This is a genomic window from Ornithinimicrobium carbonis (assembly GCF_050703245.1).
Classification (GTDB): domain Bacteria; phylum Actinomycetota; class Actinomycetes; order Actinomycetales; family Dermatophilaceae; genus Ornithinicoccus.
Genome location: NZ_CP192647.1, coordinates 1,255,617 through 1,268,543, shown reverse-complemented (window position 1 = coordinate 1,268,543; position 12,927 = coordinate 1,255,617). Strand labels below are relative to the sequence as shown.

Genomic DNA, 12,927 nt, shown 5'->3' with positions numbered 1-12,927 from the left:
GGGCGGCCGGGCAGGAGGGATCGGCGGCGTGATCCGGGCGGCGGAGTGCATGATCTGCCGTGCGCAGCAGGTGACACTCGCCATTATAAAACGTCGAGGCCGCCGAAAGTATGCCGAGGGGTCGGAACGCAGGCCCCGACGCCTCTTCCGTGCTGGTCAGGGGCCCTCCACGCTCGGTCGACCCGGACCTGATCGGCCAGGGGCCAGGCGGGCCGCCAACCAGACGGACCGTCGGGCACCGCACGGGCGCCCGAGGGTCCGACTCGGTCGGTCCGACTCGGTCGGTCCGACTCGGTCGGCCCGGGTCCGTCGGCCCGGCTCAGTCGGCCCGGGTCAGTCGCTGTCGCCCGCCTTGACGGCCAGGACGGGGCAGGAGGCCTCCAGCAGGATCCGCTGGGCGTTGCTGCCCAGGATCAGCTTGCCGATCGGGGTCCGCCGCCGCAGGCCGATGACGATGAGCTCGCCCCCGCTCTCGTCGGCGACCTCGACGAGGTCCTCGGCAGGCTCGTTGCCGCGCACCAGGGCACGGACCTCGTGCTCGATGCCCGCCTCGTCCAGCACGCGCTGCACCTTGTTCAGCTCGTCCTCGAAACGCTGCGCCTCATCGGCGTCGAAGTCGCGTCCACCGCGGTGGGAGTTGACCACGACCAGCTTGGTCGTGCGGAGCATGGCCTCGGCGCTGGCCGCGCGGAGGGCGGCGCGACCCTCGCGGGTGGGGATGTAACCGACGATGACCGACATGGGCACCTTCCTCCTTGGGGGATCCTGCTCGGAGGCTACACCGCCGGGTCAGGCCGCCCGGCCGCGCCCCCGCGTGGTGCTGCTCCCGTCGGTCGCGTCGTTCCTGTTCCCGTCGCTCCCGTCACCCCCGGCGGCATCGTCGTCCTCGTCGTCCCCGTCGCTCCCGTCCTCCCCGGCGGCGGCGTCCTCCCCGTGCGCCGGCGTCCGCTCGGCGTTCCGAGGGATCTCCGGCGGCATCCCGTGCTCGAGCGCCTGGCGCAGGAGGCGGGCCATCCGGTAGTCCGGGTCCAGCTCCAGCGCCAGGTCGGCGGCCTCGTTCGCCAGGGTGCCCTCGCCCGTTCCCCAGGCCAGCAGACCGGCGAGCGTGACGAACGGCACCGACAGGTCGACCGGGACCTGTCCGGCGAGGGTGATCAGCCGGTCCAGCGCCGTCCCGTGGTCCACCGGCCACGGCGGCAGCAGCTCGCACATCCTCTCGACGGCCTCAGGCTCGAGGAGGTCCTCGAGGCTGAACAGCCGCGGGAGCCACCTGGCCAGCACGAGATCACGCAGCGTGCGGTCCTGCAGGACGAGCGCCACGGCAGCACGGTCCTGCGCCGTCGGTGGCTGGACGAACGAGCCGCCGCACACCCACCGTCCCAACGCCGCCAGGGAGGCGCTCCCGTCGAGCTGGCCCGGAGCCAGCTCCAGCAGGGCCTGCTCGGTCGCCCGGCTGGCCGCCTCGTCCCGTCGGCGCATCCGCGCCACGGCCGCGTCCCGGCCGGGCGCCACGGCCCGCCCCTGCAGGACCAGGTCGGCTACGAGCGGGACGTCAGCCGGGGCCGGCATCGGCAGCCACGCATGCGGCGCGTGTCCCGCCGTCCCCTTCCCGTCCGCGACCACCCCGGGGACGACCGGGCCACCGGCCTCGACGAGCGGCAGGTAGGCGTCGATGCCCACGACCGCCACGTCGTTGACCCGCACCCGGTGATCCTCGGCGAACTCCAGCAGCGTCCGCGCCGCCAGCAGCCCGAGCTCCTCGTCCGCGTCCCACAGGTAGCAGTGCAGCACCAGATCCTCCCCGTGCTGCGCGCGGAGCCGGGCGACCGGCGGGGCCAGCCGGGTCAGGGCCGGCTGCACGTCACCGGGAGCGGCCAGGTCGGCACGCACCGTCATCACCATTCGCCCACGCATCGTCCCCCGACCTGTCGGCCGCCGGGGACCGGCGGCCTGCGCGACCGTGGCGACGACCACCAGCGAGCGGCCGGGCCGGTAGCCGATGAGGTGCGGGATCGCGGTCATCAGGTGAGCTGCTCCCCGCACGGGCGGGAGAGCCCCGGCGGAGCCGGGGGTGGGGGTGGAGCCGGAGGTGGTGGGGGTCGTCGGTCCTGTCGTCTCGTCCATGGCCCCACAGTGCCGAAGACGGGCCCGGTCGTGCCGGGCCCGTCTCGGGATCTGTGGATAACCTCGCGACCGTCGTCAGGACGGGGACCCGGGTATGCCGCTACTCGCTGATCGCGGTCCCGCCCGGCGAGGTCTGGACGAACTCGCGTCGCGCGTGGTCGGCCAGGCGCTTCATGAGCACCCCGTCCAGACCGGCACCCACGACACCGCCGGCGATCGGCACGAACCGGATCAGCTTGCCCAGGACCCGCCCGCCGACGGTGGTCAGCAGCCGGAAGCCCACGGCCTTGTTGACCATCATCCCGGCGGCCTTGGGCATCCGGTCCATCGCCATCCGGGCCAGGCGGCCGGACCCGGTCATCCCCGCGGCCACGGACAGCCCCGTCTTCTGCAGGATGTCCTCGGCGTCGGCACCGACGAGGGAGAGGCTGATGGCCGCGCGCGCGCCCGGAGCGTCCACGTCATACCCGCGCAGCTCGGCGATGGCCGCGACCATGCGCGTGGCCAGCACGTAGAAGCCCAGCACGTTGGCGGGCAGCGAGACCGGCATGGTCACCAGACCCCCGACGCCGGTGACGAACCCGCCGGCGCTGGCCAGCTTCACGTGGTCGGAGACGACCTCGTCGACGGCCTTGCGCACGTCGCCGTCGGCCTTCTTCAGCGCCTCGGCGGCGACCTTGTGCGCGGAGGCCATCGGCCCCGGCCCCTTGATGCCCGCGTCCACGATGCGCCCGACGAAGGCGTTGGCCATCGACTCCAGCGGGCCGTCCGGCTCGGCGGTTTCGGGCTGGTTGTCGTCCTTGCGGTCGAAGAGACCCACGGATGTCCTCCTGAGGTGTGGTGGATGAACGGCCCACATCGTCCCACGGTGCGGGCGGACCCGCCTGTCGCGGCGGCGCGGACCAGGGGGCGTGCATGGTCGGCAGAACCCGGCTGCGGGACCCCTCCCGGTCAGCCCTGGGGGTCGGGGTCCTCGTCGGTCTCGGTGGGCTCCACGGCGCGGTCCTCGACCACCGTGCCCTCCTGCGGGGCCGGTCCGGCGACGCCGGGGTCCTGCAGGAACTTCTCCAGCTCGGCCCCGATCTCGTCGGCGTTGGGCAGCTTGGCCGCCTCGGCCGCGAGCAGGCTGCGCCGCTTCTGCCCCTCGATGAAGTGGTCGTAGCGCTGCTCGAGCGTCTCGACGACCTCGCGCGCCTCGTGGTTCTGGTCCAGCTCGCTCTCGATCTGGGCGCGGGTCAGCCCGGCCATGGCGACGAGCTCGGCGGTGGGCAGCACCAGCCCGGTCAGGTCCATGACGGCGTCGGCGGCGGCCACGATCGCGTCCCCGAACTGCGCCTCGGCCAGGTAGTGCGGCACGTGGACGGCCACGCCCATCGTGGTCAGCCCGGCCTCGGCCAGCCGCAGGTGCAGCAGGCTCTCGGCGCTGCTGGGCACCTTGACCTGACCGAAGACCGGCGTGTGGTCGCCCAGCAGCTCCCGGTCGCTGGCGAAGCGGGTCATTCCCACGGGACGGGTGTGCGGGACCGCCATCGGGATCCCGTGCGCGCTGACGACCCGCCGCACCCCGAAGTACAGACCCAGCTGACGCACGGCGTCGATGAAGCCCTCCCAGCGGAAGTCCGGCTCGAAGCCGTGCAGCAGCAGGAACGGCTCCCCGGCGGCGTCCTGCACCCGGTAGAGCACGAGGGAGGGGTCGTCGTAGTCGGCGTAGTGGTCGGAGTCGAAGGTCATCAGCGGGCGGCGCGAGCGGTAGTCGACCAGCTCGTCGGCCGCGAAGCTCGCCACCACCTCGTGCTCGAGGTGCTCCAGGAGGTGCTCGGCCAGGGTGGAACGCACCTGTCCGGCGTCCAGGAAGCCCTCCAGCGCCACCACCATGAGCGGGGCGGGCTGGGGCTGCCGGGCGGCGTCGGTCTCCAGGCGGAACAGGGGTGAGCTCGTCGTCACGGGAAGTCCTCTCCTCTCGTCTGGCAGGTGCAACGTCCCGGGTGCGTCGGGGCATTCCAGAGGGTATGCCCGTGCCGCCGACAGCCTCGGACGGTGCGACATCGTCGGTGCAGGGTGGTATCACAGAGGACATGACCGCACCCGCGTCCCAGTCCCGGACCCCCGCGTCCGTCTTCCACGACCTCGACCACTACGTGGCGGTCCCCCGCCTCTCGGGCCTGGCCCTGTCCCCCGACGGCTCCCGCCTGGTCACCACGGTGGCCACCCTCAACCGCAAGGGCACCGGGTACGCCTCGGCGCTGTGGGAGGTCGACCCCACCGGGCGGCAGGAGCCCCACCGGCTCACGCGCAGCAGCAAGGGCGAGTCGGGCGCGGCGTTCTCGGCCAACGGCGACCTGTTCTTCACCTCCGCGCGGCCCGACCCCGACGGCGACGACGACGACACCCCCACCCCGGCGCTGTGGCTGATCCCGGCCCGCGGCGGGGAGGCCCGCGTGGTGCTCAGCCGGCCGGGCGGCGTCGGCGGGGTGCGCTGCGCCCGCGAGGCGGACCGGACGGTCGTCACGGCCGACCTGCTCCCCGGGGCCGCGGACGAGGAGCAGCACGCCGCCCTGGCCAAGGCCCGCAAGGAGGCCGGGGTCGACGCGATCCTGCACAGCGGCTACCCCGTGCGCTTCTGGGACCACGACCTGGGCCCGGCCCGGCCGCACGTCTTCGCGGTCGAGCAGGGCAGCGGCCCGACGGCCGGGTCGGTCGCCGCGGACGGCGAGGTCGAGGGTGGTCACCCGCACGAGAGCCAGGAGGAGGCTCCCGCCCCCCTGCCGGGGACCGTCGACCGGTCCCCCGAGCTGCGGCTGCGGCTGCTGACGGGCGACCTGCCGGCGCCCCTGCACGAGCCCTCCCCCGTCCTGTCCCCCGACGGCACCTTCGCGCTCCTGTCGGTGCCCGTCCCGCAGGCCGGGGCGGACCTGCGCTCGGCGCTGGTGCGCATCGACCTCTCGAGCGGGCGGCGCCGCACCCTCCTGGACCGGGACGGCACCGAGGTGGAGGCCGGACCCGTCAGTCCCGACGGCACCCGCGCCGTCGTCGTGGTCGACCGGGTCACCACCCCCACCGACCCACCGCGCCCGCAGCTGTTCCTGCTCGACACGACCACCGGCGGGACGACCCCGCTGGCGCACGACTGGGACCGCTGGGCCACCCCCGTCGCGTGGACGCCCGACGGCCGCACCGTCCTCGTCCTGGCCGACAGCGACGGACGCTGCCCGGTCTTCCGGATCGACGTGGCCTCCGGCGAGGTCACCCAGGTGACCACCGACGACGCCGCCTGGTCCGACCTCGTCGTCGCCCCCGACGGCAGGGTGGCCTACGGCGTGCGCAGCTCCTACCTCTACCCGCCGGAGGTCGTCCGGCTCGACCTGGCCACCGGGGAGGTCACCCCACTGAGGGGACCGGTGGAGCGTCCGCGCATCCCGGGGCGGCTCGAGGAGGTGGAGACCACCACCGAGGACGGCACCCGGGTCCGGGGGTGGCTCGCGATGCCCCAGGACGACGTCGCCGGCGGCCACCCGCTCCTGCTGTGGATCCACGGCGGCCCGCTCAGCTCGTGGAACGCCTGGACCTGGCGCTGGAACCCTTGGCTCATGGTCGCGCAGGGGTATGCCGTGCTCCTGCCGGACCCGGCGCTGTCCACCGGCTACGGGCAGGACTTCGTCCAGCGCGGCTGGGGGGCCTGGGGCGACGCCCCCTACACCGACCTCATGGCGATCACCGACGCCGTCGAGGCACGGGAGGACGTCGACGCCTCCCGAACCGCGGCGATGGGCGGGTCGTTCGGCGGCTACATGGCCAACTGGGTCGCCGGGCACACCGACCGGTTCCGGGCGATCGTCACGCACGCCTCGCTGTGGGCCCTCGACGGCTTCGGCCCGACGACGGACGCCTCCTACTACTGGCAGCGCGAGATGACCGCTGAGATGAGCGAGAAGCACAGCCCGCACCGCTTCGTGCAGGACATCGTCAGCCCGGTGCTCGTCATCCACGGCGACAAGGACTACCGCGTGCCGATCGGGGAGGGCCTGCGCCTGTGGTACGAGCTCCTCTCCCGGTCCGGCCGCCCCGCCGCCGCCGACGGGTCGACCGACCACCGGTTCCTGTACTTCCCGCAGGAGAACCACTGGATCCTGGCCCCCCAGCACGCCAAGGTCTGGTACCAGGTGGTCGGCGCCTTCCTCGCCGAGCACGTCCTGGGCCAGGAGCCGCCCGCCCTGCCCGAGGTGCTGGGCCTGACGGCTCCGTCGAAGAAGGACTTGAAGGAGTAGACGCCGACCGGCGACGCGAAGGAGTAGACGCCGACCGGCCGGGCCGCGCTCAGTGCTGGTGGTGCGACCCGTCGGCCGGCTGGTCCGGCTGCACCGGGCCGACCCGGTAGGGCCGCATCATCTCGTTGTCCTCGTGCTCGAGCACGTGGCAGTGCCAGACGAACTGCCCGGCGTTGGTGAACGTCATCCGGATCCTCGTCACCGTGCCCGGGTAGGAGATGACCGTGTCCTTGCGGCCGCGGTCGCCGGGCGGGACCGGCAGCGGGCCGCCGACGTCGGTGACGTACTCGGCCTCCTCCACCGTGATCTCGCGCCGCTCCAGGACCTGGAACGGGGTCTCGTGGACGTGCACCGGGTGGGCGTCGGCGGTGAGGTTGTAGATCTCCCACTCCTCGGTGTCGCCGACGTCGGGGTTCTCGGTCACCGGGTCGGCCCAGGTCAACGGGCGGGCCTTCAGCGCATCGTCCCCCAGCTGCGGGTATGCATCCATGACCCCGAGCAGCGCGGCCGCCGGGGCCTCGCCCTCCTCGACCTCGTGGTCGTGAATGTCGTGCATGTGCTCCAGCAGCGCCAGCTTGCGCACCCGCGCCGGTGCCTTCTCCTCCGGCAGGCCGGGCAGCACGAGGTGCTCCGCCGGGGTCGTCCGGTCGCGGTCCCGGGAAGCCACGACCCGCAGGGCCATGACCCGGCCGGTGGTGGCCGGGTCGGCGGGGTCGAAGTCGCCCACGCCGTCCACGATTGGCTCCCCGCCGCCGTAGGGCTCGTCCGGTCCCAGGTTGGTGATGACGTGCTCGCCGACGGGCACGTCGGTGAGGTCGAGGATGACGTCCGCCCGCTCGGCCGGGGCGAGCAGGATCCGCAGGTCGTCCTGCGCCAGGTCGTGCGGCGCGGGCAGGAAGCCGCCGTCGTTGCCGATCTGGTGGGCCCTGACCCCGGGGATGCCGTCGAGGTCGAGGATGAGGAACCGCGAGCCGCAGCCGTTGAGCAGCCGCAGCCGGTAGCGCCGCTGCTCGACCTCGTGGAAGGGCCACGTCCGGCCGTTGACGATGAGCGTGTTCCCGAAGAACTCCGGGTTCCACACCGGCGCGATCGGGCTCTCCGGGACGTAGGGCCCCTCGTACCCGTCGAAGAAGGCGCGCGTGTCCGGGTAGAACAGCTGCCCGTCGGTGGTGAACGTGCGGTCCTGGATCGCCAGCGGCAGCTCGTAGGTCGGCACCTGTCCGCGACCCTGCGAGCTGGCCGGCGCGTTCGCCGGCAGCACGGCCCGACGACCCGTCCGGGCGTCCCTGACCTGGTCCTCGCCCTGCGGGCCTCCGCGCAGCAGGTAGAAGCCCGCGGGTCCGGCATACACGTTCAGACGGGTGATGCCCAGGGTGTGGTCGTGGAACCAGAGGGTGGAGTCCCGGTTGTCGTTGGGGTAGTGGGCGACCTGCTCCCCCGGCTGCCACTCCTCGCCGTAGCGCTTCAGCGACTTCCGCGCGAAGAACTCGTACCAGGTGCCGTGCGGGGCGTGCTCGCCCAGGTCCCACGCCGCCGGCAGGAACCACGCCTCGGGGTAGCCGTCGGACTCGTCGCCCATGCCCATCGCCCCGTGCAGGTGGACGACGGCCGGGACCGGTCCCTGGTAGGTCGTGTACTGGGTGTCCGGGTCCGACACCCCGCCCGGCGGCACGTAGGTCAGCCCCGAGAAGTCCGGCCGGACGTCCGTGCGGGCCTCGCCACCGGGGCCAGGACGCAGGTCGGGGTTGGCCCAGTGCAGGGTGGGGTCGACGGGCAGCAGGTGGGGCAGGTAGCGGCCGTGGTCGTCGACGAGGTCGTTGATCCACCGGATCCGCACGGGCACACCGTGCTCGGCCTCGATGGTCATCGACGGCGCGTGGTGCAGCCGTCGCCCGACGCCGCCCTCGGCCGGGCCGTAGCCCCACACGGTCGTGGCCGGGTGCCCCTCGGGCAGCATCTGCTGGGAGAACTGGCGCACGGAGACGTCGTAGTGGTCGACGGGTCCCCCTCTGGTCCCTCGGCGCCGGGTGCGCGGCATGGTGGGCGGGACGAGCAACGGAGTGACGAACGCGGGCAGCGTCGTCGGATCCAGCAGCCCTGCCACCTCCTCCTGGGCGACCACCCGTCGGGCCCCGGTGACCGGGTCGCTGACGACCAGGGCAACGGTGCCGAGCGCGGTGCAGGTGAGGAAGGAACGGCGGGAGAACTGGTGCATCGGGACCACCTCGGTCGGGCAGAGGAGCAGGGGAGCAGCCGCCACGGTCCCCACAGCACCGTGGTCAGGTCGCGATTCGCAGACTACTCTCCGTAGGAGCTGCGCGCCAGGGTCTGACGGTCCTCCACGACGCGGCACCTAACCTGCCACTGCGGGTCCGCGCCGAGGACGATGCCGTGGTCCACGACGAAGCCGACCCGGCCCAGCCGTCGCAGGACCGCGGCGTCCTCCAGGACCGCGGGACCGGGGACGGACAGCCGCAGCTCGCAGCGTCCGCCGCCGGAGACGTCGCACCGCAGCGCGGTGACCTCACCGGGGACGTCCTCGCCGCTGCCGTCCTCGCCGCTGCCTTCCTCGCCGCTCCCGTCCTCGGGCTGCAGGGCCTCGGCGATCCGGCGCAGGGACCGTTCGGCCCGGGTCCGGCACCGACCGTTCTCGACGGGCTCGACGGGCTCCCCGGCCTCCGTCGACCCCTCCCAGGAGGACCACCCGCGCCGCAGGTTCTCCTCGAAGGGCACCAGGCGCCGGTCCCACACAAACGGTCGACGGCGGCGTGCAGCTGCTCGATCGTGCCGCTGTTGTCGAGCAGGACGTCTGCCGCCACTGCGCGCTCCCCGTCGGTGACCTGCGCCCCGATCCTGGCCCAGGCCTGCTCGGGGTCCATCCCGCGCAGCTGGACCAGCCGCCTGAGCCGCTCCTCGGCGGGCACGTCGACGATGACGGTCAGCGCGTACCCCGCCGCCCGGTCCAGCTCGACCAGCAGCGGGATGTCGTGCACGACGACGGCGTCGTCGGGGGCGGCGCCGACCAGCTCGCGCGTCCGCGCCGCGATGCGCGGATGGGTGATGGCCTCCAGGTCGCGCCGTGCCCCGTCGTCGGCGAAGACCACCTGGCCCAGAGCCCCCCGGTCGAGGGCGCCGCCCGGGCCGAGCACCTGCGGACCGAAGCGGTCGACGATCTCGGTGAGCGCCGGCATACCCGGCGCCACCACCTCGCGCGCCACCCGGTCCGCGTCCACGACCACCGCCCCGTGCTCGGCGAGGCGCGCCGAGACGGTCGACTTGCCCGACCCGATCCCACCGGACAGTCCGACCCACAGCATGGGGTCAGGGTATGCGGTGGGTCCCGCCGGTGGGCGCGGTGCGGCTCCGCCCCACGCCCGGTGGTTCATCCCCGGAGCGCGGTGGTTCAGCCCCGACGCCCGGTGGTCGAGGCGAACCCGAGCCAGGTGTGCCGGTTTCCGGCCCAGCACCAGCCGACCTTGGGGGCGCCCCGGCGGTCCCGGCCGTCCCGTCCGGTCCCTCGGGAGATCCAGACGGCGGGGGTGCGGCTGTCGAGCCGGCCGTCCGCCCGGCGCAGCCGGGACCCGATCGTCATGAAGCAGTGGCCGTCGGCCACGACGCCGGGCGTCTGCAGGGCCCACTGGATCCCCTCGGCGGTCAGGAGGGGCGTGCGACCGCGCCGGGTCAGCTCGGGCAGCGCCTCGTCGGGCGACCAGTTGCCCAGGTCGTCGCCGCGGTCGGGACCGGTGACGACGTACAGGGCAGACTCCGGCACCTGCACCTCCTCGACCGGGGCGAAGTCGTCGACGTCGGTCATGTCCTCGACGACGAACCCGGCCTGCTCCCCGCCGCGCGCCGGAAGCCGCATAAGGGGAGCCAGCGCCGAGGGTGGGACGAGACGCGGCGAGACGACGAGCAGGCCGGCGCAGGAGGCGGGTCCGTCGGGGCCGGAGGCCTCCTCGAACCGGGAGGCTCCGGCGCGGACCTCGCCGTCGGGGAGCCCGGCGAGCGCAGGAACGCCCAGGGTGATCAGCCGCTCGGCCTGCTCGGCGAGGCCGGGCAGGGCGGGGACGGCGGGAGCGCTGGTCGTGTCGGCGAGGTCGGGCACGAGGGTCCTCCCGGTCGTGGTGCTGGGGTGGGGTCAACCCGGTGGCGTGCGTGGTTGTTCCCGAAAGATCGCGTCGTCGTGGCCGCGCGTCCGCACCCGTAGGCTGGTGCATCATGCAGTGGCGTCCGGTGGTCCAGTTCGAGCACGACAACACCCTCACCGACGTCCGACGCCTCGGAACCGACGCCGGCCTGCAGACCGACTCCGACCTGCAGTACGTGCTGGTGCACGGCATCGGGGTCGGGCACCACTACCTCATCCCGCTGGCCGAGGCGCTCGCAGGACAGGGACGGACCGGGGGGACGGAGCCCGAGGGTCCGGCACGGACCGAGGGGACGGAGCCCGAGGGTCCGGCACGGATCGAGGGGTCGGGCGGGGTGCACGTGCTGGAGCTGCCCGGCTTCGGCGGGACGCCCACACCCCCCGAGCCGCTGACCATCGAGGAGCTCGCCGCCGTGGTCGTGGCCTACGTCCGCGAGACCGGTCTGGACCGGCCCGTCCTCGTCGGCCACTCGATGGGCGCCCAGGTCGTCATCGAGGCCGCCCTGCAGGCCCCCCACCTCGCCGGCCCGGTCGTCTCGATCGGCGGGGTCGTCGATCACGGCGACCGGTCGCCGCTGCGCCAGGGGCTGCGGCTGCTCGCCGACTTCGCCCTGGAGACGCCCGCGGCCAACCTGGCGGTCTTCCGCGACTACGTCCGCACCGGTCCTCGTCGCTTCCTGGAGACCGTGCCGACCATGCTCGACTACCCGACCGAGGAGGCGGTGCTGCAGCTGCAGTCACCCCTGCTCGTCATCCGGGGAGACCGCGACCCGGTCGCCCGGCACGACGAGGCCGACCAGCTGGCCCGGCTGGCACCGGTCGGCCGGCTCGTCGAGATCCCCGGGGCGCACGTGGTGATGTTCACCAGCCCGGACGCGGTGGCCGAGGAGATCGTGACCCACGCCCTGGGCAGGGACGCCAGCGACGGACGGACCCCGGAACCGGTCGACGGCTGACCCGGCCGACGGACGGGCGGAAAGGCATGGGCGGGTGATCGGAGGACGGCTCCGGCGGCTGGCCGGCCACGGGTACGCCTGGTTCCTCGACTACGTCTACGTCGTCTCGCGGCAGGCGCACGGTCTGCTCCGACCGGTCGACCCCACCACCTACCGGGACGAGGCGGCACCCCGCCCACCGGTCGTCCTCCTCCCCGGCGTCTACGAGCGGTGGCAGTTCATGCGCCCGGTCGCCGCGCTGCTCCACGACCTGGGCCATCCCGTCCACGTCGTGACCCGCCTGCGGTGGAACATCGCCCCGGTGGACGCGAGCGCCGAGCTCGTGACGGCATACCTGCAGGAGCACGACCTGCGTGGGGTGGTCGTGGTCGCGCACAGCAAGGGCGGGCTGATCGGCAAGTACGTGATGACGCACCAGGACCCCGAGGACCGGATCGAGCAGATGGTGGCGATCTCCACGCCGTTCCGGGGGTCGGTCTACGCCCGGTTCTTCCTGGTGCCGGCCGTGCGCGCCTTCTCCCCCTCCAACCGGGTGCTGCGCCTGCTGGGCGAGGAACCGCGGGTGAACGACCGGATCACCTCGATCTGGGCCGAGTTCGACCCCCACATCCCCCGTGGCTCCCATCTCGAGGGGGCCACGAACGTCGAGCTGCCCGTGCGGGGGCACTTCCGGATCATGGGGCGGCCGGAGCTGCTGGAGGCGGTCGCGCGGGCGGTCGCGCGGCCGGTCACCCCTCGGGCATCACCGTCGCCGCCAGCACCGCCCCGAGCTCCCGGCACCCCTCCAGAGCCTGGGCGTCCGGCTGCCCGGTGAGCTCCAGGACCGGCGCGACCGGCTCCCACCCGAGCGCCTTCGTGATGCCCCCGAGCGCCCGCACCGCCCCCTCCAGCCCCTCGTTGCCGTGGACGTAGGCCGCGAACGGTCGCCCCGACGTGGCCTCCAGGCAGGGGTAGTAGATCTGGTCGAAGAAGTGCTTGAGCGCCCCCGACAGGTAGCCGATGTTGGCGGGCGTGCCGAGCAGGTAGGCGTCGGCCTCCAGCACGTCGACCACACCGGCGGTCAGGGCGGGCCGCACGACGACGTCGACGCCCTCGATGTCCTCGTCCCGGGCGCCGGACAGGGCCGCTTCGAGCATGGCCTGCATCCCGGGCGAGGGGGTGTGGTGGACCACGAGCAGTCGGCGCCGAGCGGCGTCGGCGGGTTGACCCCAGGACTGGTCGGAGGACCGGTCGGAAGGCCGGCCGGAGGACTGGTCGGTGGACTGGTCGAAGGACTGGTCGACGGGCCGGTCGGAGGGCTGGTCGGAGGGCTGGTCGGAGGGCATGAAGCAGGGTAGTCACGACAGGCTCGGAGCGGGCGCGCTTCCCGGGCCCGCACGGCGCCCGCCGACCCCCCGGCATCTCCCCGGAGCGGCGCCACCTGTCGTTCACCCGC

The 12,927-nt window shown here is 73.7% G+C and carries 11 protein-coding genes and 1 pseudogene; 3 read left to right on the top strand and 9 right to left on the bottom strand.

Going from position 1 to position 12,927, the window contains the following annotated elements:
- Positions 1-333: 333 nt before the first annotated feature.
- The 4 genes from ACQ95T_RS06440 to ACQ95T_RS06425 all read right to left on the bottom strand — a co-directional run bounded on the left by ACQ95T_RS06440 (position 334) and on the right by ACQ95T_RS06425 (position 4,068).
- Complete coding sequence (locus tag ACQ95T_RS06440) at positions 334-741, bottom strand: universal stress protein (protein WP_425940362.1); 408 nt, start codon at positions 739-741, stop codon at positions 334-336.
- A 48-nt stretch (positions 742-789) separates the two neighbouring features.
- Positions 790-2,124 (bottom strand): DUF4192 domain-containing protein, encoded by a 1,335-nt coding sequence (locus tag ACQ95T_RS06435; protein WP_425940360.1) that lies wholly within the window; start codon positions 2,122-2,124, stop codon positions 790-792.
- Positions 2,125-2,224: 100 nt separating this feature from the next.
- Entirely contained in the window at positions 2,225-2,944 is a 720-nt protein-coding gene (locus ACQ95T_RS06430; RefSeq protein WP_425940358.1) for an EcsC family protein, read from the bottom strand.
- Positions 2,945-3,075: 131 nt separating this feature from the next.
- A complete protein-coding gene (locus tag ACQ95T_RS06425; RefSeq protein ID WP_425940356.1) occupies positions 3,076-4,068 on the bottom strand; it encodes a PAC2 family protein in 993 nt (330 codons plus the stop codon).
- Between the two features lie 131 nt (positions 4,069-4,199).
- On the opposite strand from ACQ95T_RS06425, the gene ACQ95T_RS06420 reads away from it, so the two are divergent.
- Positions 4,200-6,389 (top strand): alpha/beta fold hydrolase, encoded by a 2,190-nt coding sequence (locus ACQ95T_RS06420; RefSeq protein WP_425940354.1) that lies wholly within the window; start codon positions 4,200-4,202, stop codon positions 6,387-6,389.
- Positions 6,390-6,438: 49 nt separating this feature from the next.
- On the opposite strand, the gene ACQ95T_RS06415 is transcribed toward ACQ95T_RS06420, so the two are convergent.
- The 4 genes and pseudogenes from ACQ95T_RS06415 to ACQ95T_RS06400 all read right to left on the bottom strand — a co-directional run bounded on the left by ACQ95T_RS06415 (position 6,439) and on the right by ACQ95T_RS06400 (position 10,494).
- Positions 6,439-8,604, bottom strand: coding sequence for a multicopper oxidase family protein (locus ACQ95T_RS06415; protein WP_431473660.1), 2,166 nt, complete (start codon positions 8,602-8,604; stop codon positions 6,439-6,441).
- A gap of 83 nt (positions 8,605-8,687) precedes the next feature.
- Positions 8,688-9,122 (bottom strand): hypothetical protein, encoded by a 435-nt coding sequence (locus tag ACQ95T_RS06410; protein WP_431473936.1) that lies wholly within the window; start codon positions 9,120-9,122, stop codon positions 8,688-8,690.
- Positions 9,123-9,199: 77 nt separating this feature from the next.
- A pseudogene (gene coaE / locus ACQ95T_RS06405) lies at positions 9,200-9,706 on the bottom strand (dephospho-CoA kinase); the annotation flags it as partial.
- Between the two features lie 86 nt (positions 9,707-9,792).
- Complete coding sequence (locus ACQ95T_RS06400) at positions 9,793-10,494, bottom strand: DUF5701 family protein (RefSeq protein WP_425940348.1); 702 nt, start codon at positions 10,492-10,494, stop codon at positions 9,793-9,795.
- A gap of 113 nt (positions 10,495-10,607) precedes the next feature.
- Between ACQ95T_RS06400 and ACQ95T_RS06395 the strand changes: the two genes are divergently transcribed.
- Positions 10,608-11,492 (top strand): alpha/beta fold hydrolase, encoded by an 885-nt coding sequence (locus ACQ95T_RS06395; protein WP_425940346.1) that lies wholly within the window; start codon positions 10,608-10,610, stop codon positions 11,490-11,492.
- Between the two features lie 34 nt (positions 11,493-11,526).
- Positions 11,527-12,306, top strand: coding sequence for an esterase/lipase family protein (locus ACQ95T_RS06390; protein ID WP_425940344.1), 780 nt, complete (start codon positions 11,527-11,529; stop codon positions 12,304-12,306).
- Here the strand turns inward: ACQ95T_RS06390 and ACQ95T_RS06385 are convergent.
- The gene (locus tag ACQ95T_RS06385) at positions 12,221-12,817 is read right to left on the bottom strand and encodes a flavodoxin (RefSeq protein WP_425940342.1); all 597 of its coding nucleotides are present in this window, start codon (positions 12,815-12,817) and stop codon (positions 12,221-12,223) included. The two genes, ACQ95T_RS06390 and ACQ95T_RS06385, sit on opposite strands and share 86 nt — an antisense overlap.
- Positions 12,818-12,927: the final 110 nt, after the last annotated feature.

Excerpts from the sequence above, each read along its gene's own strand:
- ACQ95T_RS06440 (WP_425940362.1), bottom strand. The coding sequence starts at position 741 with ATGTCGGTCATCGTCGGTTACATCCCCACCCGCGAGGGTCGCGCCGCC.
- ACQ95T_RS06435 (WP_425940360.1), bottom strand. The coding sequence starts at position 2,124 with ATGGACGAGACGACAGGACCGACGACCCCCACCACCTCCGGCTCCACC.
- ACQ95T_RS06420 (WP_425940354.1), top strand. The coding sequence starts at position 4,200 with ATGACCGCACCCGCGTCCCAGTCCCGGACCCCCGCGTCCGTCTTCCAC.
- ACQ95T_RS06415 (WP_431473660.1), bottom strand. The coding sequence starts at position 8,604 with ATGCACCAGTTCTCCCGCCGTTCCTTCCTCACCTGCACCGCGCTCGGC.
- ACQ95T_RS06395 (WP_425940346.1), top strand. The coding sequence starts at position 10,608 with ATGCAGTGGCGTCCGGTGGTCCAGTTCGAGCACGACAACACCCTCACC.
- ACQ95T_RS06385 (WP_425940342.1), bottom strand. The coding sequence starts at position 12,817 with ATGCCCTCCGACCAGCCCTCCGACCAGCCCTCCGACCGGCCCGTCGAC.